The organism is Aquabacterium soli (assembly GCF_003933735.1).
GTDB lineage: Bacteria > Pseudomonadota > Gammaproteobacteria > Burkholderiales > Burkholderiaceae_C > Aquabacterium > Aquabacterium soli.
The window spans coordinates 1-23531 of sequence record NZ_RSED01000033.1 but is presented as its reverse complement, the minus strand read 5'-3'; the positions used below and the strand labels follow the sequence as shown (position 1 = coordinate 23531).

The 23531-nt window shown below is 62.6% G+C and carries 21 protein-coding genes, 1 tRNA gene and 1 pseudogene; 16 read left to right on the top strand and 7 right to left on the bottom strand.

The window, feature by feature from the left end; translation table 11 throughout:
• A pseudogene (gene groEL, locus EIP75_RS22965) lies at positions 1–959 on the top strand (chaperonin GroEL); the annotation flags it as partial.
• A 107-nt stretch (positions 960–1066) separates the two neighbouring features.
• Here groEL and EIP75_RS22960 read toward each other — a convergent pair.
• From EIP75_RS22960 to EIP75_RS22950, 3 genes are all read right to left on the bottom strand, one after another.
• On the bottom strand, positions 1067–1615 hold the full coding sequence (locus EIP75_RS22960) for a DUF3455 domain-containing protein (RefSeq protein WP_125245531.1): 549 nt from the start codon (positions 1613–1615) through the stop codon (positions 1067–1069).
• 112 nt (positions 1616–1727) lie between these two features.
• Positions 1728–2417 (bottom strand): anti-sigma factor, encoded by a 690-nt coding sequence (locus EIP75_RS22955; protein WP_125245530.1) that lies wholly within the window; start codon positions 2415–2417, stop codon positions 1728–1730.
• Positions 2418–2420: 3 nt separating this feature from the next.
• Positions 2421–3020, bottom strand: a complete 600-nt coding sequence (locus EIP75_RS22950) for an RNA polymerase sigma factor (RefSeq protein ID WP_125245529.1) — start codon at positions 3018–3020, stop codon at positions 2421–2423.
• A gap of 60 nt (positions 3021–3080) precedes the next feature.
• On the opposite strand from EIP75_RS22950, the gene purU reads away from it, so the two are divergent.
• From purU to EIP75_RS22930, 4 genes are read left to right on the top strand one after another with little or no spacing between them, the layout of a single operon-like run.
• Positions 3081–3965: a formyltetrahydrofolate deformylase gene (gene purU, locus EIP75_RS22945; RefSeq protein ID WP_125245528.1), complete on the top strand. Its 885-nt coding sequence runs from the start codon at positions 3081–3083 to the stop codon at positions 3963–3965.
• A 36-nt stretch (positions 3966–4001) separates the two neighbouring features.
• Entirely contained in the window at positions 4002–4460 is a 459-nt protein-coding gene (locus tag EIP75_RS22940; RefSeq protein ID WP_233585010.1) for a YybH family protein, read from the top strand.
• Positions 4461–4482: 22 nt separating this feature from the next.
• Entirely contained in the window at positions 4483–5484 is a 1002-nt protein-coding gene (locus tag EIP75_RS22935; RefSeq protein WP_125245527.1) for a YheT family hydrolase, read from the top strand.
• A 31-nt stretch (positions 5485–5515) separates the two neighbouring features.
• Entirely contained in the window at positions 5516–6085 is a 570-nt protein-coding gene (locus tag EIP75_RS22930) for a DUF2946 family protein (protein WP_125245526.1), read from the top strand.
• Positions 6086–6109: 24 nt separating this feature from the next.
• On the opposite strand, the gene EIP75_RS22925 is transcribed toward EIP75_RS22930, so the two are convergent.
• On the bottom strand, positions 6110–6664 hold the full coding sequence (locus EIP75_RS22925) for a c-type cytochrome (RefSeq protein WP_125245525.1): 555 nt from the start codon (positions 6662–6664) through the stop codon (positions 6110–6112).
• Between the two features lie 180 nt (positions 6665–6844).
• Here EIP75_RS22925 and EIP75_RS22920 point away from each other — a divergent pair.
• Positions 6845–6920: transfer RNA gene (locus EIP75_RS22920), tRNA-Arg, on the top strand.
• Positions 6921–7137: 217 nt separating this feature from the next.
• Positions 7138–8082 (top strand): DNA cytosine methyltransferase, encoded by a 945-nt coding sequence (locus tag EIP75_RS22915; protein ID WP_125245524.1) that lies wholly within the window; start codon positions 7138–7140, stop codon positions 8080–8082.
• On the opposite strand, the gene EIP75_RS22910 is transcribed toward EIP75_RS22915, so the two are convergent.
• Positions 8083–9063: a hypothetical protein gene (locus tag EIP75_RS22910; protein ID WP_125245523.1), complete on the bottom strand. Its 981-nt coding sequence runs from the start codon at positions 9061–9063 to the stop codon at positions 8083–8085.
• A 3-nt stretch (positions 9064–9066) separates the two neighbouring features.
• Positions 9067–10179, bottom strand: coding sequence for a ParB N-terminal domain-containing protein (locus EIP75_RS22905; RefSeq protein ID WP_125245522.1), 1113 nt, complete (start codon positions 10177–10179; stop codon positions 9067–9069).
• 417 nt (positions 10180–10596) lie between these two features.
• Here EIP75_RS22905 and EIP75_RS22900 point away from each other — a divergent pair, with 417 nt between their 5' ends.
• The 8 genes from EIP75_RS22900 to EIP75_RS22865 all read left to right on the top strand — a co-directional run bounded on the left by EIP75_RS22900 (position 10597) and on the right by EIP75_RS22865 (position 15331).
• Entirely contained in the window at positions 10597–10815 is a 219-nt protein-coding gene (locus tag EIP75_RS22900) for a helix-turn-helix transcriptional regulator (protein WP_125245521.1), read from the top strand.
• Between the two features lie 10 nt (positions 10816–10825).
• Complete coding sequence (locus EIP75_RS22895; RefSeq protein ID WP_125245520.1) at positions 10826–11149, top strand: hypothetical protein; 324 nt, start codon at positions 10826–10828, stop codon at positions 11147–11149.
• A gap of 4 nt (positions 11150–11153) precedes the next feature.
• Positions 11154–11687: a hypothetical protein gene (locus EIP75_RS22890; protein ID WP_125245519.1), complete on the top strand. Its 534-nt coding sequence runs from the start codon at positions 11154–11156 to the stop codon at positions 11685–11687.
• Between the two features lie 52 nt (positions 11688–11739).
• Complete coding sequence (locus tag EIP75_RS22885) at positions 11740–13455, top strand: phage tail tape measure protein (protein WP_125245518.1); 1716 nt, start codon at positions 11740–11742, stop codon at positions 13453–13455.
• 4 nt (positions 13456–13459) lie between these two features.
• Positions 13460–13849 carry a hypothetical protein gene (locus EIP75_RS22880; protein WP_125245517.1) on the top strand — a complete coding sequence of 130 codons (390 nt, stop codon included), beginning with the start codon at positions 13460–13462 and terminating at the stop codon, positions 13847–13849.
• 19 nt (positions 13850–13868) lie between these two features.
• A complete protein-coding gene (locus EIP75_RS22875; protein ID WP_125245516.1) occupies positions 13869–14081 on the top strand; it encodes a hypothetical protein in 213 nt (70 codons plus the stop codon).
• Complete coding sequence (locus EIP75_RS22870) at positions 14078–14485, top strand: DUF5681 domain-containing protein (RefSeq protein ID WP_125245515.1); 408 nt, start codon at positions 14078–14080, stop codon at positions 14483–14485. Before EIP75_RS22875 ends, EIP75_RS22870 begins: the two co-directional genes overlap by 4 nt.
• A gap of 600 nt (positions 14486–15085) precedes the next feature.
• Positions 15086–15331, top strand: a complete 246-nt coding sequence (locus EIP75_RS22865; RefSeq protein WP_158622965.1) for a DUF4224 domain-containing protein — start codon at positions 15086–15088, stop codon at positions 15329–15331.
• Between the two features lie 554 nt (positions 15332–15885).
• Here EIP75_RS22865 and EIP75_RS22860 read toward each other — a convergent pair.
• A complete protein-coding gene (locus EIP75_RS22860) occupies positions 15886–16977 on the bottom strand; it encodes a tyrosine-type recombinase/integrase (RefSeq protein WP_233585009.1) in 1092 nt (363 codons plus the stop codon).
• 863 nt (positions 16978–17840) lie between these two features.
• On the opposite strand from EIP75_RS22860, the gene EIP75_RS22850 reads away from it, so the two are divergent.
• Positions 17841–23531, top strand: a 5691-nt coding sequence (locus tag EIP75_RS22850) for a carboxypeptidase regulatory-like domain-containing protein (RefSeq protein ID WP_125245512.1), incomplete at its 3' end; no start/stop codon positions are given.

Here is a 23531-nt window from a genome sequence, read left to right as displayed (position 1 = left end):
CAAGAAGGTGTCCAACATCCGTGACCTGCTGCCCACGCTGGAGCAGGTCGCCAAGGCTGGCCGTCCGCTGCTGATCATCGCCGAAGAAGTCGAAGGCGAAGCCCTGGCGACGCTGGTGGTCAACACCATCCGCGGCATCCTGAAGGTCGTGGCTGTGAAGGCCCCTGGCTTCGGCGACCGCCGCAAGGCCATGCTGGAAGACATCGCCATCCTGACGGGCGGCAAGGTCATCGCCGAAGAAGTCGGTCTGTCGCTCGAGAAGGTCACCCTGGCCGACCTGGGCCAGGCCAAGCGCGTGGAAGTGGGCAAGGAAAACACCATCATCATCGATGGCGCTGGTGAAGCCGCTGGCATCGAATCGCGCGTCAAGCAGATCCGCATCCAGATCGAAGAAGCCACCTCCGACTACGACCGCGAGAAGCTGCAANGCCGGCGGCGTGGCCGTGATCAAGGTTGGTGCTGCCACCGAAGTCGAGATGAAGGAAAAGAAGGCCCGCGTGGAAGACGCGCTGCACGCCACCCGTGCCGCCGTTGAAGAAGGCGTGGTGCCTGGCGGCGGCGTGGCCCTGCTGCGTGCCAAGCAGGCTGCTGGCGAGATCAAGGGCGACAACCCCGATCAAGACGCCGGCATCAAGCTGATCCTGCGCGCCATCGAAGCCCCGCTGCGCGAAATCGTGGCCAACGCCGGTGACGAGCCCTCCGTGGTGGTCAACGCCGTGCTGGGCGGCAAGGGCACCTACGGCTACAACGCCGCCAACGGCACCTACGGTGACATGATCGAAATGGGCATCCTGGATCCCACGAAGGTCACCCGCACGGCCCTGCAGAACGCTGCTTCCGTGTCCTCGCTGATGCTGACGACCGAGTGCATGGTCGCCGAGTCCCCCAAGGACGACGCGCCCGCAGGCGGTGGCCACGACATGGGTGGCATGGGCGGCATGGGTGGCATGGGCATGTAAATGCCTGCTCGAGGCGGCTTCGGCCGCTTCGACACCCGGCGTCAACGCCAATGAAAAGGGCCGCAGCGATGCGGCCCTTTTTTCATGGGTGTCTTGATGGCGCCGGCTTACATGGCCGGCTTGTAGAACACGTAGTCGGCCTGGTAGCTCACCACCTGGCGCTGGCCCTTCTGCGCCGTGCCGCAGGGCAGGGCGGGGGCGACACCGCCCTGGGTGTTCAGGCGCTGGATGTAGCTCACGCCCACCAGGGCGCCAGCGCCTTCGGCCGGATTGGTCTTGACCAGCTGCAGGGGAATGGCGCCGGGTGCGGCGGGCGACACGGCCACCTGCTTGCCTGTCACCTTGGAGCCGTCGTTGGCTTCCCAGGTCGGGCCGGCGTAGTACTTGCCCACCGCCTTGCCGCCCGCGTTGAGCGTGGCGACGGGGCCCACGAAGGCCCATTCGAACTGGTCGGCCATGTCCTTCTTGGCACGGCATTCGTAGGTGATCTCACCGGCCGAGGTGGTGGTGTGCCAGGCCTGGGTGTGGCCCGCCGGCACGCGCACCGCCTCGGGCAGGCCGGCGTTGTCGACCTTTTGGTGGGCGGGGTGGTGCGAGGCGCAGGCGGTGATCAGGGCCGTGGGCAGAACGATCAGGGACAGGACGAGTGGGCGCATGTTGATCTCCTTCAAGGTGGATGTGAACGGACCCGCCAAGTGGCTGGGGTCCGTCTGTTCATCTACGCGTCAGGATTCGGATCGGATGCATCCGCAGATGTCACCACCGCGCTCAAAGTTGCAATTTGCCCAGCGACACCACTGGTCCGGTGGGCTTGCCGTCCGGTGAACCGCCCGGGGGCTCCACCGTGAGCGCGAAGCCCATCGTGTCCTGCAGCAAGGCGGCGCGCACCACCGTGGTGGTCTTGTCGACCGCCACAACGCCCAGCGAGCGCGGCGCACCCTTGGGAGGCAGTGCCCACAGTTCCAACGCCTGCTGCGCGGTCACCGGGGTGCCGGCGAGCGGTTTGAGCACCAGGCTGCGCCCGTCTCCGCTGACACTGGCCACGAACTGGGGCGCGGCGCCGGCCTGGGCCGGATCCGGGGTGTTCATCACCACCACGATGGGCGGCTGTGTGGGCACCGGCTGGCTCAGCAGCAGGCCCAATGCCAGCGCGGCCACGGTGGCCGTGGCGGCCCAGCCCTGCCACACGCCCAGGCGTTGCCACCACCGTGCGGGTGCAGCGACCAGGTCGCTGAACAGGCGCTTCTGGATGCGGGCCCACACCTCGGCAGACGGCTCCACCGGGGTCACATCGGCCGAGAGCACACCCAGGCGGCTCTGCCAGCCCTGCACGGCGCTGCGCAGGCTGGGGTGGGCGGGAATGAGGGTTTCGAAGCGGCGACGCGCGGCACCCCGGAGGGTGCCGAGCACGTAATCGGCGGCCAATCGGTCCGCCAGCGGGGTGCGGCTGTAGTCCATGGTTTACCTCAGGGCCTGCGAGGCCCGCTCCAGACAGCCCTTGAGCGACTGCAATCCGCGCCGCACCCAGCTCTTGACCGTGCCCAGGGGCTCGCCCAACTGGTCGGCCACCTCGGCGTGCGACAGGCCCTGGTAGTACGCCAGGGCCAGGCTGTGCTGCTGGCGGGCCGACAGCTGGTCCATGCACTCGCGCAGCGCCCTGGCCTGGGCGCTCTGCTCAAGCAGTTCGTCGGGGCCGGGGCCGCCGTCTGCAATGTGGTCCAGCAAATCATGGTCGTCGTCCTCATCGTGGCCCCCCGAGGTGGTGCTCACGGTCTGCACCCGCGACTGGCGGCGGCGCAGACTGTCGATGGCACGGTGGCGTGCAATGCTCACCAGCCAGGTGGAGGCCTGGCTGAGTGCCGGGTTGAAGCTCTGCGCGGCCCGCCAGACGTTGACGTACACCTCTTGCAGCACGTCCTCGGCCTGGGCCCTGTTGTGCTGTATACGCAGGATCACGCCCAGCAGATGCGCACTGCTGTGCCGGTAAAGCGTGTCGAATGCCACACGATCGCCCATGGCGACCCGACTCAGCATGTCGGCCAATGCCGCGGAATCCTTCATCCTGCCCTCCCGGGTAGTTCGATGTCGGGTCATTCTATGGGCACCTACAATGGCGGCACCATGAGCAACCCCCGCGAATTCGTCCTCACCCTGTCGTGCGCCGACACCAAGGGCATCGTCCACGCCGTGTCGGGCCTGCTGTACCAGGCCGGCTGCAACATCATCGACTCGCAGCAGTTCGGCGACGTGCAGTGCGACGACAGCACGGGCCTGTTCTTCATGCGCGTGCATTTCGAGGCGCCCGAGCACCTGGCCGATGCCGCCACGCTCGACAAGCTCTTCAGCCATGTGCGGGCCCAGTTCAAGATGGAGGCGCAGATCCGCGGCCTGGGTGCCAAGCCCCGCGTGCTGGTGATGGTCAGCAAGCATGGCCACTGCCTCAACGACCTGCTGTTCCGCGTGCGCTCGGGCTGGCTGCCCATCGAGGTGCCGGCCATCGTCTCCAACCACCCGGATTACGCCGAGCTGGCCGCCAGCTACGGCATCCCCTTTCACCACCTGCCCCTGCCCACCGGCTCCAATGCCGAGGCCAAGCGCGAGCAGGAGCGCCAGGTCGAGGCCCTGGTCGAGCAGACCGGCACCGACCTGGTCGTGCTGGCCCGCTACATGCAGATCCTCAGCCCAGAGTTCTGCAGCTTCCTCAAAGGCCGGGCCATCAACATCCACCACAGCTTCCTGCCCAGCTTCAAGGGCGCCAAGCCCTACTACCAGGCGCACGACCGCGGCGTGAAGCTGATCGGCGCCACGGCCCACTACGTGACGGCCGACCTGGACGAAGGCCCGATCATCGAGCAGGACGTGCAGCGCGTGGACCACACGCTCAGCCCCGAGGATTTCACCGCCGTGGGCCGTGACGTGGAATGCATCGTGCTGGCCCGTGCCGTGAAGTGGCACACCGAGCACCGCGTGCTCATGAACGGTCACAAGACCGTGGTCTTCCGCTGAGCCGGTGATCCGGCGCGTGACAAGAGGTGCAGGCAGATGGCTGATTCCCGATCGCAAAAAGTGGCCCAGGCCGCGCTGATGGCCACGGCCGACGACACCGAGGCTGCGTTCTACGAGGCCATGCAGCAGGGCGATCTCGACCGCCTGATGAGCCTGTGGGCCGACGATGAAGACGTGGCCTGCGTGCACCCGGGCGGCCCGCGCCTGGTCGGCCACGTGGCCATCCGCGCGGCCTTCGAATCCGTGTTCACCAATGGCGGCGTGCACGTCACGCTGGCGCAGGTGCGCAGCATCGAGGGCCCGGGCTGCGAGGTGCACCACGTGCTCGAGCGCGTGCAGGCCATGACGACCGACGGCCTCAAGACCGCCTATGTGCTGGCCAGCAATGTCTACCTGCGCACGGCGCACGGCTGGCGCCTGGCGCTGCACCACGCCAGCCCTGGCCAGCAGGATGAGCTGCAGGATTTGATCGAATCCTCGTCCGTGCTGCACTGACGCGGCTGCTTGCCCTCCGCTGATGCAGTCCTGGCGCGCTCCCCGATGGCTGCGGGCCCCTGGCCCGGTGGGTGGCAACGTGCAGACGCTGTGGCCGGCCGTGTTCTCGCGGCACTGGCATGAGCCCGTGCCGCGCCTCAAGGGCCGTCGCGAGCGCTGGACCACACCGGATGATGATTTCATCGACGTGGACTGGCTGGCCGAGCCGCCCACCCCCCAATCGCCGCTGCTGATCCTGTTCCATGGCCTGGAGGGATCGTCGCGCAGCCACTATGCACAGGCCTTCGGGCATTGGGCGCGCGGGCAGGGCTGGGGATGCGCCGTGCCGCATTTCAGAGGATGTTCGGGTGAGCTCAATCTGGCCCCCCGGGCCTATCACAGCGGCGACTATGAAGAAGCCGGCTGGATCCTGGATCGCTTCGCACAGGCCCACCCGCACGGCCCTCGCCTGGCGGCCGGCGTGTCGCTGGGTGGCAATGTGCTGCTGCGCTGGGCCCAGGAGGCCGGGCACGAAGGCCGCCACCAGGTGCGCGCCGTGGCCGCCATCTCGGCCCCGCTGGATTTGACCGCCGCGGGCCATACCATCCGCCAGGGCTTCAACCGGCTGGTCTACACGCGCATGTTCCTGTCGACCATGAAGCCCAAGGCCCTGGCCAAGCTGGAGCGCCACCCCGGCCTGTACGACGCGCAAGCCCTGCGAAAGGCACGGGATCTGTACGACTACGACAATGCAGTGACGGCCAAGGTGTTCGGCTTTGCCGATGCCGAGGATTACTGGGCCCAGTGCTCGGCCGGCCCCAGGCTGGGCGGTCTGGTGGGCGTGCCGGCGCTGGTGCTCAACGCCCGCAACGACCCGTTCATTCCCGGACACAGCCTGCCCACGCCAGGGCAGGTCAGCAGCTGGGTCACCTTGTGGCAGCCCGATGAGGGCGGGCACGTGGGCTTTCCCGGCGGGGCCTGGCCGGGGCATGTGGGCGATCTGCCCCAGGCGGTCGGCGCGTGGCTGGCGCAGCACCTGGATTGAGCTGGACCGGTTCAAGAACAAGGAGACAGCGATGGATGAGATCGTCAAGGCCGCGCTGAAGAAGTGGCCCAATGTGCCCCACAACTACGACTGGCTGGCGCTGGATGCGCGTGGCGACTGGTACCTGCGCGACGCGCAGGTGCAGCAGGCAGGCCCCTTCCCGCAGGTCAAGGGCAGCCGCATCGTGCACGACAAGCTCAAGGACTTCATACAGCGCAACTACGACGCGGACGAGCGCGGCGCCTGGTTCTTCCAGAACGGCCCGCAGCGCGTCTACGTGGCCTTGGAGGCAGCCCCCTGGGTGCTGGGCATCCAGGCGAAGGAGGGCGGCGGCTTCCGGATCGAGACCCACACCGGCCAGGAAGTGACGCGTGTGGAACACACCCTGCTGGACGAGCAGGGCCGCCTGTTCCTGGCCACCGATGTCGGGCTGGGCGTGGTGCGCTCGATGGACATGGTCGTGGCCGTGGACGCCGTCGAGGCGCAGGGCTGGACGCCACAGGAGGTGGCGTTCGACAGCCTGCCTGGGCGGTATGGCTACCTGCTCAAGCCCGAGGCCCCGGCCAAACCGCCACAACCCCAGACGGCGCCCGCGACTTGAAGCCGGACAACCCCGGTGGAGTGATCAGGGTGCCGAAGCGGCACTGGCCGCGGCATCCGCGCCACTGGCCGCGGCCGCCACCACCGGTGGTGCCGTGAACTTGGCGCCGCCTGCGTTGGCCATGTAGACCACCGCGCGCTTGATCTCGTCGTCGTTGAAATCACCACCGCCCTGGGGCGGCATGGCGTTCTTGCCCTTGAGGGCGGCGTGGTACAGGGCTTCGACGCCCTGGCTGATGCGCGCTGTCCAGGCGGCGGCATCGCCGAACTTGGGCGCACCCAAGGTGCCGGCCTCGTGGCAGGCGGCGCATTGGCCCTTGAAGACCTCTTCGCCCGTGGCGGCGCCCGCATTGGCGGCGGCCACCTTGATCTGCACCGCGGCCACCGGCATGATGCGCTGCGCCGTGGCCTCAGGGCTCAGCGCGGTGCTGCCGGCGGACGCCTTGCTGGCGGAGTTCACGTAGCTGACGAGCAGCACGATGATCAGGATAGGCAAGACAAAGGCCAGCACAACGGCCACGACCAACTGCTTGGGGGTCTTGATCGGGCCTTCGTGGGAAGCGTGGGGCTCTTGGCTCATGGAGTCCTCGGTGGAAGGGGCATGGAAGAGGGACGGTCTTTTTCATTATAGGAGTGGGCCCCGTGCGGCAACACAGTGTTCAGCCGAGGGTTCTCCCATAAAGACGAACTCATTAATACAGCGCAAGAAAGCTGCGCTTTGAGGGGAGGGCGGGGGCGCACTGCTAGAATCGCTGCTTACGCGCCCGTAGCTCAATGGATAGAGTACTGCCCTCCGAAGGCAGGGGTTGCTGGTTCGATCCCAGCCGGGCGCGCCAAGAAACGCCAATGAAATCAAGCACTTGCCTTCGTGGGTAGGTGCTTTTTTTCTGAGGGGTATGAAAATTGTATGAAAAACGCCCCTCATGGCCGCACCTTTGAGGTGGCTGGAAACCTGGTGGCGTCGGCGTTAGCTCTCCATTGAGCCGAGCTGTGGGCTACTCGCCATTGGAAGACCTAGTCCCTCGTTAGAATGCGCTGTTCGGAGGACTCTAGATGCCGCGTGCTGTCTCGCTCTTTTCTGGTTGTGGTGGATCCGATGCCGGAGTCATCGCTGCCGGGTTCGATGTAGTTATGGCAAACGACATCCTTCCCTATGCCAGAGATGTCTACTTGGCTAATCATCCTGAGACTGACTATCGACTTGGTAGCGTCAGTGAGATTACTGCCTTTCCTAAGGCGGAATTGCTCGTGGGTTGCTATCCGTGCCAAGGGTTTAGCCAAGGGGGGGTCCGTGAACCATCACGAAGAATCAACAAACTCTATTTGGAGTTTGCCCGTGCATTAAAAGCCATAAAGCCCAAGGCATTCATTGTGGAGAATGTGTCTGGGATGGTTCGGGCAAATTATGAGCATTTGCTAAAGGACCAGATCAAGGTTTTTTCAGAAGCTGGTTATGATGTGAAAACCAGTGTCCTGAATGCCGCTAGCTACGGAGTAGCTCAAGAGCGGAAAAGAATATTTATTGTTGGGATCAAGAAAACGATCCGTAGAAGGTATAAATTTCCTGTGCCGACGCACGGTCCCGATACGGATAATGATTTTTTCTCAATTCGAGACGCTATTGGTGATTTACCAGAATGGCCCGAAGGTGAGTTTTACGAGCGCGAGTTCCATTGGTATTACATGTCTCGTGATCGGCGCAGGGATTGGGGGCAGCCTTCAAAGACAATAGTGGCCAATCCTCGACATATGCCGTTGCACCCTATGAGTCCAGTCATGGAAAAGGTTGAGCACAACGTATGGAAGTTTGCCGACGAGGGGCTGGCCAGGCGATTTTCATATAGAGAGGCTGCTCGCCTCCAAGGATTTGCTCCTAACCTAGTTTTCCCAGATACCGATGCAGGATCGCTTTTGATGAGGTATACGGTCGTTGGGAATGCTGTTCCGCCGCCTTTATTTCAAGCGGTGGCAGAGGCTTTGCCTGATATTTGGGACTGATTAAGCAATTGCGGCAGCCAATGCGTCGTCCAAAATTTGTGGTGCGGGTGCATTGGCTGCTAGGTTGTATTGTTCCATCAATCTAATAAGCCGCAGGCGATCAACAATAATGGCCTGACCGATGTCCGAGGCATATGCCCATCGGCCATTTGATTTGCGCAGATCAAGCGGCATGAAGTAATACGTTGCCCACGGATGCTGCACAGGCAGGTGTGAATAGTGCTTCGCAGGGGATGCTTCTAGTTGCTTGAAGCGCCAGTCGTCTCTGGAGCAACCGCACTGAGCGAAAGCGATAGGTATCCCAGGCTGTTCATCGCTCATTGGGTGCCAAGCCAAGAGGTCTATTCCACCGTCGCCGGTGTCATTTGCCTTGAAGTCATCCTCTTCAAAATTTGGTTTTACTCGTAGATCATTGGCAACCAAAAGCATCTTCTGATACAGCGTACCTCTATATGGGGCCTCCGCACCTCCGGCAGCCCAAGTGGCCCGGATCTCAGCACCAATAGGCATTAGCTTCTCAAATACTGCTAGGCATGTTTCTTCAAAGGCCCGAGTAAGCTCATGATGGCGAGTTCTCTTGATATGCCTTAGAGAGGCCGCAAGTAGCAAAGCTAAATAAGTCCTTCTTCCCCATGTTGAGCGATCCGCAACCAACTGAATGGTGTCCCGGTCTTCGCTAACTTCAAATGGATATGCTGCCCCGATGCGATTGGAGCGAGTCTCGATAAAGTCTATGATGTCTTTCCACTTGGACTCATAGTTGAATTTTGGCTTTCTTAGTGGCTCCGCTTCGATATCTTCTGCGTCTTCTGCATTTTCGCCTTCCATGGTCCTTCCGATGTCTGTGGACCTAGTGGCAATAGAAGCCAAATCGCCTCTAGAAAATGCTTTATCGGGATGTAGGACAGCCCGAAGTTCGGCAAAGTCCGCCCATAAAAAAGAGTCCGCGCTGTTGGGGACGCCATCTAGATTTTCAAACATTTTTTAGTCTTCAAGCTTGCTTCGCAGCGCATTTCTTACGTCCTTGGCGCGCTCAAAAAGTGTCTCTGCTTGTGCTAAATGCTGCTGTGTCAGCTCCTGAATTTGCCCGAGCATGTCCCAGACGACCTTGACCTTTTCTAGTGCCTGCTCAATGGACTTGTCTAATGCGGCGTTTGGCCCATCGGTATATAGATACGCTTCATCAAGATTGCTATTTTCTTCAAGCTTCGCGATAGCCGTGGGGCTCTTGACCACGTCCGCGAGCATGGATAGGCGTCGAGACTCGCCAAGCACGGTGCGTCCCAAGGCATCCTTGGAAAACATCCAGCCGAAGGCCTTTTTCAGTTCATCAGCCTTTAGTTCGGGCATTTCAAAATCGCCCTTGCTTTCAAGGCCAAGCCAATCAACTATGTTTCTATAGTTGAGCGCGGTCGTGATGTAAGAGAATTCGACGTCCTCTGGGCGGACTGGAAGGCCAAAGAATGCTGGCCTGTTTTCTGCGGCTTTTGTGTATAGCTGTAGCGCCGTTAAAAGTTGAGCTACGTAGTCCGGGCGGCTGCCAATGTCATCTGCTAGAGCCTTCAGTTGCGCGGGCCGGTCTAGCTCTGAATGAAAGGCGTCTTTCAGCTGAGCAAGGTACTTTGCCTTGGAAAGCGAATCCCACTGCTTAACGCCAGTGATGTGTCGATAGCCGAGATATCGGAGAACGTCGCGGCGGTCTTCATAGACGATGCAGGGCAAGCTAGTCGGAGGTGTTGCAATGGCCCCGTCTCGAATTTGCCTGACTAAACCTGCACGACGAGCCGGTGGTTCAATCTGGCCGTTCAGCAGCTTTGTGGCGGCCAAGCGTCGATTGCCTTCCACAACGATGTAGGCATCTTCGCCTCGCTTGGCGACTAGCAAGGGTTCCCCAGGAAAGTAGCCCTTGCTGCCGATGGAAAGCATCAGGTCTTGAACGCTTTCATCGTCCAGCATTTCGGCTACTACAGCATCGACAGACGAGGCATCGTTCAGCCGATAGAAGCGCGGGTTCTCGTCATCGAAGACTAGTCGTTGCGTTTCTATCTGAATGATCTGCCCCGCTTGAATTGGAGGGGCTTGAAGTGTTGTCGCCATGTCCTATGCCTATCAATCCGAATGCAGGCAAAGCCGACGGTTCGGATGTTGTGATAGGGGGGAGTTTACGCGCTACGCCGAATGGGCACTTGCGCGCTATGCCTAGGGCATCAACTGGCGGGCGGAAGCCATCTCGCTAGGATCGTTCTCTGGGGAAGAGAGTGCAACCTAGGAGCCTCCGACAAATGCAAATACAATGACAACCGCCACGAGTTGCTATTGCAGCTCATGGCGTTGTTGTTCGGGCCTTGCCCTGGTGAGTGCGGTTCTTGGCGGTTCCAGCGCTTACTTGAAGGGACTATACACCCAAAACGGTGTCATTTACTAGGCCTGAGCGTTCTTTCGTCTTACAAAGGAATGACTCAGTTGATCCCAAGCATCCACCAAACTACTCCCTCCAGCACAAAGAAGGCGGCCATGGCATCGGTCGTCGCCCAGCAAATTCAGGCGGCTCAGCACCACCGTGGCACGCTGTTGAAGGTCGATACGGTTTCGGCTATTACCGGCTTGTCGCGGAACGCCATCTATGCGCGCATGGCTGTTGGCGGGTTTCCTGCTCAGATTCGCCTGTCCCCTCGGTGTGTGCGCTGGTCCGCTGGCAGTGTGCTCGATTGGCTGGACGCCCAAGCGGCTTAAGGGGGCGCCCATGAATGGTTCGAACAACGGCTGTACCGGGTCGGGAGCAACTGCGCGCCGAAACCCCCGTGTGGCCCGATTGCTGCGTCAACTGCTTGGCGCGGAAGGCCAGCCCATCGACCGGCTGGAGCTAGAGCGCACGGTGGGGGCGATCAATCTGCCCGACCTCGTGATGCGTGTTAAGCGCGCTCGGGGCGTAGACATCACCACCAGCTATCGCAAGCAGATGGACCGCGACGGACGCACCGTTGAGGTGGGGCAATACGCCATTACCAGCGAACACGCACAGGCGAAAGCCCGGGCAGTGTTGGAGTTGGTGGGGCACGAGGCCTGACGCGATGGCGCAGAACCGCAGTGCGCCCGCGTTTCAGGAATACGCGGCCAACATGCTGGCGCTCGCCGAATACCGCATGGCCACACTCGCTGAGCGCGGGCTGTTGGGAACCATGCGCAATGAGTGCTGGGTGAATGGCCGCGTCCCTGCTGACCCGGTTAAGTTGGCTAAATACCTTGGCTTGACTGCCGAGGAAGTGGTCACCTGTCTGCCTGGTGTCATGTGGATGTTCCTGCAGTCGGCTTGCGGCTTCCACCTTACCTGTCCCGAGCTGGATGCATATCGGCACGAACTAGACCTGCGCAAACAACGCATGTCTGAGGGCGGCAAGGCTGGAGCCGAGAAGGCGAAGAAGAAGCGAGAGGCCGAGGCACCCACCAAGCTACCCCACAAGGCACCCCAGAAGGGGGGGCATGTGGTGCCCATGGTGGGTCTTAGTAAAGAACAGAACAGCCCAATACAGAACAGCCATGTCTTGATGGCAGCGGATGAGTCTGCATGGGTGAATGACTACGAGGCAGCTAGCAATGGCCGCTGACTCAACCACAACACAAGCTGCCTGCTTCGATGCGGGCAAGGAGAACTATTGAATGTTTGAAGCTTATTCGGTCGGTGTCCGCCTGACGTTGCTTGGCAATGTCTCGACGGGCCTGACCTCGATGATTGGCCACTTCAATCACTTGAACCGGCAAATCGAAAGCGCTGAATTGCGGCTTGCCGGCTTCGAGCGTAAGTGGCTGGAGCTGAAAAAGGGCGCGCTGATCGGCGGCGCCCTGACGGCTGTTGGCGTTGGCCTCGGGGCTGTTCTCAAAGGCCCCTACGAGGAAGCCAAGAAGCTGGAACAGGCCAAAGCAAAGTTCCTGACGCTGAACCTGTCCGCGAAAGAGAATCAAGAGGCCTTTGGCACGGCCTACACCACATCCCAGAAGGTGCTGGGAACAGCCATCGCCGACAACATCGGCTTGGTGCAAGACCTGCACACGGCCTTCGGTGATCTGCATCACGCCACGGAATACGCGCCCCTGCTGGCCAAGTTCGTGAAGGTCGCGCAGATCCAGAACGGCGAGCATGCAGGTGATGGCCTGGTCTACAACGCCGTGAAGGCCATCGAGCACCGGGGCGGCAAGGTGCTGTCCGACCCGAACGCCTTCAATGGCGAGCTGTCGCGCATGTCGCAGGTCTATGTGGGCTCGGGCGGCAAGGTCAACCCCTCCGACTACTTCGCCGCATCGCAAACCGGCAAGATGGCGTACAGCCTGGCATCGCCTGACTTCCTGTATGGACCCTTCGCGGCCTACATGCAGGCGAAGACAGGCAGCACGGCGGCCACCGCCATGATGACCTCGTTCATGTCGCTGGCTGGCGGGACCATGAGCGGCAAGACCGCCAAGTTCTTCGGTGACTTGGGGATGCTCAACAAGTCCGGCAAGGGCTTGTCCGAGGAACTGGTGGGCCAGTATTCGAGCCGACCGGATCAGTTCATCTGGGATGTGCTCACGCCTGCCATCAAACAGCGGTTTGGCATGAACCTGTCGAACGAAGAGATTGCCGAGCTGATCGCCCGCAACACCAACCGCAACACAGGCGACTTCCTGGGTTGGTTCATCCTCAACAAGGGCAAGGCCCAGAAAGATGCGGCCATCTTCGACAAGTCGAAGTCCTACGCCGAGGCTTACGACCTCTACAAAAAGACGCCTGAGGGCGCCGAGCAGGCCTACCACGCAGCCATGCGCAACCTGAAAGCCATCGTCGGCACGGCCTACCTGCCGATGATCGTTGATGGCTTGACCAAGCTGGCGCCGGCCCTGATGTCGATGGCCGATTGGGCGAATAACCACCAAGGAACAGTCAAGGGCTTGGCCGCGACTGTTGCTGCACTGTCGGGGCTGTCCATCATTGGCGGCGTCGCTGCATTGGTAACTTCTGCCGTCGGCTCCATCAGGCTGGCGATGGTGTCGGCCGGCGCTGGATTCGGTGGGGCGGCTATGGGCCGGATGGGCGCATATGCCGGTGGCGCTTGGGGTGCGTGGCAGGTCGGCCGCCTGGGCTTCGCGCTGAAAGACCTTTGGAACGCCAAGCACCACGAGGGCGTGAAGCTGACGCCCGAGGCCCAAGCCCGGCTAAACCCTGTGGCCACCAAGGCGCAGGCTCCGGTGCAGGTCAGCACGCAGATCAACGTGGATGGCCGCAAGGTCGCGCAGGCCGTGACGTTCCATCAGGCGCGGGAGGCCGCCCGACCGTTCGCCAGCGTGGCCGGCTTCGATGCAGGCCTGGGCCTGTCGCCATCTGCCCTCAACGTGAGGTAAGCGCATGCGTGAAGTCACGATGAAGGATTTTCGGGCGTTCAGGGCCGCGTTCCATGCGGCTCACGCAAGCAGCGCCAGCCAGCTTCAATTCACTCGCTCTGCACTTGCGTCCGTCGATTCAATGGTCTCCAGTGGGCGCGAGCAGGCCGCCGAACAACGCGGCGCCCAGGCGTGTGCAAACGGCCTAGTGAAGGCCGCGCAGCTCAGTGCCGCGCTGGAGGTTGCAGCGGTTGGTTTCCTGGGCGAGTGTCGCCGGCCAGGGGAGCCAGTCTTGGTCTATCTGATCCGTCTCGGTGAGGTCATCGACGCTGGTGCGTCTGGTGATTTCACCGCCATGTTCCAGATGCAAGCCCGCAACGGCCTGCGCATGGTCTTCACTGAAAACCCCACCTGATAGAGCAGGAGAAAAACAGATGACTAATGCCATCGAATGCAATGCGGGGTCGATCCCGCTGGATGATCTAAAGGTGCTGTGTGCCGCCGCCGCCCTTCTGGCTGCGCGTGCACCCGTTGCCCCACTGCGCGAGCGTCAACGGCTGTCCGAGGCCATGTTGGGGCTATTGCGCAACGTCGGCGCCATTGGATGCGCTCATGGCCAACCCAAGGCCTGGAGCTTGCTGCAATGAGCCAAGAGGGAGGCGGGCGATTCAAGCCGGGCAGGTCAGGCAATCCCAAGGGCCGGCCGGCCGGATCAGGGGAGGTGGCGCGGGTGCGCGCCGCCATGTCGGCCAACTTGCCCAGGATCATCGAGGCGCTAGAGGCAAGAGCCCTGGAGGGCGACACGGGAGCGGCTCGCTTGCTTCTTGAGAGAACCGTGGCTCCACTCAAGGCTGTTGAGTTTTCTCAAGCTGTTGCGATGCCTGGCGACGGCCTGGCTGAAAAGGGGCGGGCCGTCATCGAGGCCATGTCGGCAGGTCAGCTTTCGACCGAGCAGGGTGGCGGCATGCTGGATGCCCTTGCCAAGCTGGCCAAACTGATCGAGGCGGACGAAATGGAGCGCCGACTTGCGGCACTGGAGGCCAAGCAGTGAGGGACGGCCTTCTTGCTCGGCTTGAGCGCCTGGAGGCTGCGGCTATAGATGACGCACCGAAAGGAGTTGTTGTGTTCGTCATCCTGTCGGCACATACGCAAGACGGCCGCCCTCCAGCCAGTGAGCCCGAGATGCTAGGCGTTGCATCGGATCGGCATGGGTTCATGGGGGGTAAGCTAGGCGAATCGCGAGCATCCTTGATTGAGCGCGCCACGGAAGCATGGGGTACCGGAGCAAAGTATTTGATGCTGCGTTTGCTGACCTCGAAAGACCTGGCGGCGGTGGCACCGGGAATGCCGCCCCTGCTGGCGGCATGCTCTGTAGAGTCGGCTGGCTGTCCATCATGGTGGGATGAGCTGAGCAAGTTTGCTGGCAGGCGAAGGCAACCAAATCGGTGACATTGCAACCGCCGTGTACTCGGATTCCCTGTGAGGGAATCATTCCCTGGAGCCATGCCCGCTGCCAAACTCTTGAGCTTTGAGCGGGAGTCCGGGCATGGCCTTAATTGACTGCGCTGAGTGCGCTGGCGCCATTTCTCACAGGGCGCTTTTTTGTCCGCACTGCGGCTACATATGCGGCAACTTGGACTTGGAGGCTTTAATGGCCAAGATGATCCCGCCGCCGCTCCTGACCAAGCTTGAGTTGCGGGCCATTACTGGGCTGGCGCAAAAATCGCGGCAAGTGAAGTGGCTCAAAGAGCGCAGAATCCCCCACACGCTGAACGCGTTCCGTGAGCCCTTGGTGCTGCGCGAGCAGCTCATCGTTTGTTATGGGGGGCTGGGCAGCTTGCCCAGGAAGCCAAAGCGCGAGAGGACAGAACCCAACTGGGCAGCAATTGGCCTCTAATCGCCACTAGTTGAGTTTGTGGGGTGCGAGGCTGATCCGGATTGCAGCTTTTCTTTGACCTCGCTCCACTCCGAATCGGTCAACGGTCGAGCGTCCGGATCTGCGTTGGCTTCGGCAGTAATAGCCGCGTCCTCTGCCTCATCCGGGATGACGGTTTTTGGTTTCAGTTGTGGCATGACTTGCACTCGTGGATGCGTTGGTGTTGTTTAGGCTAGTGCTAGGCTATGCCGATTCTGACGGCGCGCCATTGTGATCAAGCGTTCCTCAATGAATGGTCCGAGCATCGTGGGTTGCTTGTTAGTGAGCAGCCAGCATTCGAGGCGCGTTAGCTCCATCGTAACGTTCAGTTCGGGAAAGAGTGCTTTCCATATGGATCGCAGGTTGGCCGAGATTCCAAGCAGGTTGCCATTTGCCTTATCAAATCGAATGGCAGCAAGGTCAAAGGCCCTTTGCGGCTGATTCTTGTGGGCCTGAGTGCGCATGTTGCGGCGGCTGAGAGTGGTGTCGTGGCTGTTCATATGCGGATAAAGGGGGTGGCTTAGTTCAAGGGATAGTTACAGCGCCAGCATGGCCAAGGCTTCGGATGCTCGGTCCTTCTGCAGGTGCCCGTAGTGGCGGTCAATCATTTCAGTGCTGGTGCCGGATAGGTGGGCGACGGTCAGCAAATCCAGCGTCATGCAGAGGTCGGTGATGGTGCTATGACGCAGGCTGTATGCCGTGGCAGTCTCGGGGATCTCAGCCAGAAGTGCCGCCGCCTTAAATGGCTTCTTCCATGCATCCTTGTTCCAGGCCTTGCCATCGGCGCGGGCAAAGACAGGAGCCGCAGGCAGCTTGCCTGCACAGAGGTTTTTGAGGAACGCGGCTGTTTCCTTGGGCAACGTCAACTTGCGGTCCGCGCCTGACTTGTCTTTGCCCACGGTGAGTACGCCTAGCCGCTTATCGAAATTGGCCACAGTAAGAGCAGCAAGAGCGCCGGGGCGAAGTGGCAGGCGGCACATGCCTTCAATGAAGTTGCGCAGGTCAGCAGCAGCCTTGCTCAGCAAGGTCCGTCGCTGATCCTTGCTCAGATAGATGTTTCGGGCTTTGTCTGCGCCTTTGATGGGCTTGAGAGCGCCCAGCCATGCCACATCAGAGGCCACGTGTCCACGGGTATGCGCAAAGTTCAGTGCGGCGCGCAGCGTGGCCATATCTCGATTGAGTGTGGAGGGGGAGCGGGGGCGCTGGCGCTGCTTTTCGGCGGATGCGTGTGGGTTGATCGTCACTGGCTCAGCGGCCGTTTCCTTGCGCCACTTCTCAACGGCGCCCATGCTCAGCTTGGAAAGCTGTAGCTTGGCGATGGGGTGGGCGTAGACCCAGCGGTTCAGGCGGGCGCGTGCTTCGTCGGCTTTGCGCTCTCGCGTTTCTTGGCCGCCGTCGCTGGTCCTGAGGTGGCTGATGTAGGCCTCGCATGCGTCCTTCACGGTCTTGACTTCCTCGGTCAGCCCCATGCCAGCGCGCTTGAACCATGCTTCGGCGGCATCTAGTGCCGCGTCATATCGAAGTGAGGGGCGCAGGTCGGCAAAGTCGCCCAACGTGCCCCAGGTGTGCTTCCCCGTTGTTTCCACTCGGCAGCGGGCTACCCATGTCCCCTCAGTGCTGCTGCTCATCTTTCGAAAGCCCAGGGAGCAGCCTTTGCGGATCGTTGTGAAGTACGGATCCCGCCGAGGCTTGAGCTTGGCTCTGGCATCAACGGTCTTGAGGTTTACTGCGGGCATCGAGGTGTGAACGGTATGAAGCAGGTATGAAAATCATACCGGCAAAATGCCACACAAACTGAGACAACTCTCCTATGTGTTCATAGTGCAAGTTTGTGTTGGTGGGTGTGGTAGCCCAGCCCTCCGAAGGCAGGGGTTGCTGGTTCGATCCCAGCCGGGCGCGCCAATGAATTCGAGCACTTAGCAGCAATGCTAGGTGCTTTTTTCTTGCAGTAGGAAAAGCAGAGACTCTGGGTTTGCGGGGGCAGCCTCCATCTGGCGCGCAGGCTGGCGCCGGAGATTTTTAGCGCTGGTGCTTTGGGACTCGCTTGTGAGCGGCAAGGGATAACGATCTCAATCCTCTCGACCATGGACCGTAGTCATCGTGGGGTCCTTCTTGGCTGAGGAACCTTACCAAAGCCCCCAGGGGTTGTGCATTCTTGGTTGCCAAAGGTCTGTTGTTTTAAGCAGCAATTTCCTTGTCGCCGCGCAGTTTCCACCTTTTCAGGGGGAGGCCATTGCGGCCGAATTCCCTAGAATCCGCCCCACTACAAACAAGTGGGAGGCCATCGGCATCTAGCCGATGTGGCTTTGGCATGAGCCTCCCGCCTGTGAAACACCGCGACAGATGATCGCGTGAATCAATTCAGGGGGGCCTCATGGGGGCACAGAAGAAGGCATTGTCGTTCCGGGCCGCCTTGGTGGCCGTTTGTCTGCTGATCCCGGCGGTCACACTAGGGCAGTGGAGCCCCTCGCTTCAGAAAGCACTCGACTGGTTGTCGTCGCAAGTCCAGGCCACCCTGGTGATGGGCGAAGACGCGGCTGTGGGCACCCCTGTCCAGACCCGTGCTGAAACGGTGCAGACGCTCAAGGCCCTGGGCAACCTCCCGGGCCCCCTGGCCCAGTCGGTGGCCAACAGCGCCGACCTGTCGGGCAACCCGGACACCGAAACCCTGGCGCGCCGCGTGCTGGTCGGGGCCCAGGGCGCCCAGGACATCACCCAGCTGATTCTCAAGCTCAAAGCAAGGCAGAACACCGACGGCGGTTTCGGCGGAGCCCAAGGCTACAGAAGCCATGTGCTGGACACGGCCTGGGCTGCGTTGGCGTTGGCGCAGGCCGGTGAGGGCGCTGAGGCCGTCGCGGTCAAGGCGCGTCAGTACTTGACGGGGCAGGTGGCCGCCGATGGTGGCGTGGCCGCGGCATCGCCCTCGGCCGGTGTGGTCACAGGCCAGCGCCTGTACGCCAGTGCATTGGCCAGCCTGGCCTTGCAGACGGGAACGGAAGCCGGCAGCAGCCAGGCGGTAGCCAAGCTCTCGCAATACCTTGCCGCACAGCAAGGCGGCGATGGGGGCTGGCAAGGCGATGCCCTGATCACTGCCTGGGTGGTGCAGGCCCTGGTGCCTGTCAGCAGCGATGCCGGGCAGCGCTCTGCCGCCGCCGCCTTCCTCGAATCCAAGCAGGCGGCCAATGGCAGTTGGGGTGGTGATCCCTACATCACGGCAGTGGCCTTGCGTGCTTTGACCACGCGCCCCAACCCTGCTCCGGCGCCGGGCAGCATCTCCGGCGTCGTGATCGATGCCAACTCTGGCGCCGGCGTCGAAGGCGTCACCGTCAACACCTCGGGCAGCAACCTGTCGGCAGTCACCGACTCGCTGGGTGCCTACCGCATCGCGGGTGTGGCCCAGGGCTCCTACACCGTCAGTTTCAGCCGTGCCGGCTATCAGGGCAGCACGGTGGCGGCCACGGTCGGCGTGTCGCAATCGCTCAACCTGGGGCAGACGTCGCTCAAGCCCAATCCCACCACGGGCATCGTGAAGGGCTTGGTCACGGCGCAGACCAATGGCGCGGCCTTGTCGGGTGTCACGGTGACGCTGTCGGGGGCCGCTTCGCAAAGCGTCCAGACCGACAGCAGCGGTCACTTCGAATTCAGCTCTGTGCCCGTCGGCAACATCACCCTGTCGGCCTCGGTGGCCGGCTACACCACGGCCTCCGGCAGTGCCGCGATCGCCGCAGGCCAGACGCTGGTGTTTTCTCCCGTGCTGGTGAAAGTGGGAGACCCCGCCGCGACCACGGGCGACTTTTTCGGGCAGGTGGTCAACGCCGCCGGCGGGCAGCCTCTGCCGAGCGCCGCCGTGAGCCTGACCAACCTGTCCACCAACGCGGTGGTGACCGTGACGCCCGCGGCCGATGGACGTTTCACGCACACCCTGTCGCCGGGCAGTTACGCCGCGCGCTATACCCTCACGGGTTTCAACACCGTCGAGCAGCGTTTCGTGCTGACGGCGGCGGCCCGCGTCGATGCCGGTGTGGTGGCGTTGAGCGCCATCCGCTCGGTCAGCGCCGTGAGCGGCAAGGTGCTGGACACCAACGGCACGCCGATCAGCGGCGCGACCGTGGCCGTTATCGGCGGCGCGGCCCAGTCGGTCAAGACCGCGGCCGATGGCGGCTATGCCATCGCCAATGCGGGCACGACCCAGGTCACGCTGCGCGCCTCGGCGGTGGGTTACGACTCCCAGTCAGTGACGCTGCAGAGCGAGCGCCCGACCGACATGAGCTACACCTTCAACCTGGCCGTGCAGTCCAGCTCGGGTGTAGCGGTCAGCCAGTTCTCGCTGGCGCCGGCCAGTGTCGGCGGCGACGCCGATCTGGTGGGCGCCGCCACCGTGGTGGCCTCGGGCAGTGGCGATGTGCAACTGGTGGCGCAATACCAGGTGCGTGATGCACAGGACAAGACCGTCGCATCGGGCGTGGCCACGGTGGGCGGCATTCCGCTCGGCACGATCACGCTGCCGCCTTCGGTAGAGCGTTCGTTCCAGTTCAAGTGGAACTCCGGGCAGTTCGCCGCCGGCAACTACAAGCTCGTCGCGCGCCTGCTCGAACCTGGCAGCCAGAGCACGACCAATCCCAACGGCCAAGTGCTGGCCGAGCGCAGTGCAGCCTTCACGATCACCTCCAGCGCCCGCGTCATCGGCTCGGTGAGCGCCAACCCGCCCGTGCTGCGTGCCGGCACGGGGGCGTCCGTGGCCTTGTCCGCCAGGCTGCAGAACGGCGGCAACGTCGAACTGGCCGCGGACAGCTACAAGCTGAGCGTGCGCAACACCAAGACCAATGTCGAGGTGTTCAGCGCGTCGCAGGGCGGTCCCGCGATGGCGGTCAATGGCCTGGGCGCCCTGGATTTCGGCACGTGGACGCCGACGGAATCGGGCGACTACCGCCTGGAGCTCACATCGTCCGACCCGGCGCGCGGCACCCTGCTGGGCAAGCTGTACGTGGGCGATGCAGGCTCGGCCTCCTTCAAGGTCGACAAAACGATCGTGCCCACGGGCACCCAGCGTGTGCGCGCCAGCATCGACGTGCGTGGTCAGGACGTGGCCAACGGCTCCATCAGCGATCCGCTGGTGCCCCAGGTCAAGGCCGCCATCACCAAGGCGGTGAACTACGCTGACAACTATGCCTACAACCACTACCTCAACGATCTGAAGTGCTACGCCTGCCACGTGCAGACGCAAGCCATCGTGGGTGGTGAGCGCAACCTGAAGTTCCTGCAACCGCTCGATCCGCTCAAGCGCTCGGTGCTGATGAACGGCGTCACGCAGTACATCATCGACGAAGGCTCGATCCCTTACCAGGGTTCATCCTACAAGGTGACCAACACCACGCTGGGCCTGTGGGCCACGGGCGAATGGCACGGCAAGAAGGAACTCGGCCTGTCGATCTACAAGATGTCCAAGTACCTGATGGGGGTACAGGACAGTCAGGGCGGCTGGAATCCTGACCACGTGTCCGTGTGGTGGCAATCCAGGGCCCCTTATGCCGGCTTGAACGCCGGCAGCCTCGCGGCCGTGGCGCGCTGGGTGTCGGGGCCGGAAGCCCGTCCCATCGAAGTACCCAAGCTGGTGCCTGTCACTACAGGCTTGCCCGCGCTGCCTGGCGGCGACATGCGCCTGTCGACGGCCGCTGATGGCACGCTGTACATCGCTCACCAGGGCGCACAGAAGATCTGGAAGGCCTCGCCGAACGGCACCTCAACCGAGTTGCTGTCGAACATCCCGGTGCAGGGTGCGCGTCCGATCTCAGGCAACCGGCTGTTGATCGCGGCGCGCAATGGCGTGTACATCCTGGAAGCTGATGGCACCACGCTGCGGCGCATCTCCACACTGGACAGCTGGGATGCCATCGAACTGCCCGAAGGCGGTTTCATGGTCAGCCCATGGGGTGGCCGTACCATCTACAAGTTGTCCGAGGCGGGCGTTCAGAGCGCCTACTTCGACAGCGACCTGTTCTCTGCCTCCTCTGGTACGCTCAACCGTTTGGCGGATGGGTCCTACCTGGCCCATGGCCATAACGGCTACCGGTTCGTGCGCTTCAACGAACAGGGCCTGGTCAACGTGCCCATCGCACTGACCGATGGGCGCCCGCTCGATTCCATCCCTTACCAGGGCGGTTTCTTGGTGGCCACCGAATCCGGTCTGTTCTTCTTCAACAGCGAATGGGTGGGTGAGCGCTGGTACACCGGTCGCGTTCTGGGCGTGGTCCAGATGCCCGATGGCCGCGTGCTGGTCAATGCGGGCAACCAGATCATGGAAGTCAAGAAGGATGCCGTTGATCTGGCGGCCTTCAAGACCCAGCTGGATGCCAGCATCGCAAAGTCTGCGGGCTGGTTGCTGAGCGGGTCGCAGGTCGACACCTCGTCCAACATCGATCTGGCCTTCCAGCTGTATGGTCTGGGGCAGGTCAAGGCCTACAACGGTGGCGCGGGACAGTCCGCAGCCGTCGATCAGGCCATCAACCAGATCGCGACCACGCTGCGAAGTCGCCAGCGCACTGATGGTGGATGGGTGTGGCGTCAAGGCGCTTACAACACCTCCGATCCGATGGTCACCGCCATGGTGGGCATCGCGCTGGATGTGCTCAATCCGTCGCCTGAATCGCCGGAAGTGCGCAAGGCTGTGGAACTGCTGCTGTCCCAGCAGCGTGCGGATGGCACCTGGCAGTCAACCAACGGCATCGCGACATCCGTGCCGCTGCTGACCTCGACCTGGGTCGAGATCTGGCTGCCGGTGATGCTCGACCGCCTGGGTGGCATCGACACGGTGCTGACGCTGGACCTGCCGGCCAACGCACAGGCCTCGGGCTTCTCGCTGACGCCGACCACCTCCACGGCACTCGACGGCGGTGCGCGCCGCCTGACCTGGAAGCTCGACGGTGTGACGTCGGCAGGCCGGGCGCTGGAGTTCGACCTGGAGATGCCGGGCCTGACGCCCAACGAGGTGCGGGCAGCCGCTACCCGGGCTTTCCTGACCTTCAACAACACGTTCAGCGAACAGCCTGTCGACCTGGACATCTCGGTGCCGACGGTGACGGCCACCGCGGGCCTGGGGGCGTCCATCGCCACCGACAAGGCCAGCTATGGCCCTGACTCGCCCGTGCTGATCTCGACCTCCGTGGTGAACAACGCCGCGCTGGTGCAGAACGCCTCCGTGGCACTGAAAGTCTATGCACCCGATGGCCAGCAGATCGCCGACCTGGGTGTGTTCCAGGCAAGCCAGTTGCCCGTCAGCGGCACGCAGGCCCTGTCGGCCGTGTGGAACACGGCCCAATGGCTGGCCGGCGAAGGCTACAAGGTCAGGGCGCAACTGCTGGATGCACAAGGCCAGCAGGTGAGCGTGAGCGAAGCCATGTTCTCGGTGGCAGCACCGCTGAACCTGGGCCTGGGCACGAAGATCCTGAGCGACAAGGTGTCGTACGGCTCGAACGAGACGGTGACGCTGACGGACCGCCTGGTCAACGAAGTGAGCAACACCGTGCTGGAAGACTTGGTGGCACGCACCTCGGTGCGTGGTCCGGGCGGCGCGCTCGTGTGGGAGACCACGCAGCCGCTGGCCCAACTGGTGGGTGGCAGCGTCAAGGAACTGGGCTACCGCGTGGCTCTGGGCAACGCCGCGGCTGGTCGCTACAGCGCCACCTTGACGGTGCTCGATGCCGGCGGGCAGGTGCTGTCCAGCGCGGCCACGGGCTTCGACGTGACCAGCACGGCGGCCAGTGGTGCCGGCCTGGGCGGCACGCTGAGCGTGGTGGGCAGCCCGGTATCGGCCGGTGACGCCGCCGCGATCCAGTGGAGCGTGCTCAACAAGGGCAACAGCGGCTTCGATGCGCTGCCCTTGATGATCCGCATCATCGACCCGGCGGGCGAACGTGAAGTCGCCAAGCTGACGGTCGGCCCGCTGGCACTGCCTGGTGGCCAGACCATCGCCCGTGCCCAGAGCTGGACGACGGACGCCACACTGGTGGACAAGACCCTGGTGGCGGTGCTGACGGCGCAGGTGGGCACGGCGAGCATCGACCTGGCGCAGGCCAGCTTCGTGGTCACCAAGCCGCCAGTCAAGCTGGACGTGGCCCAGGACATCAAGGCTGGCACAGGTGGTGCGGCCAAGGTGCTGGTGCTTTACGACTGCGAGCCCGACCTG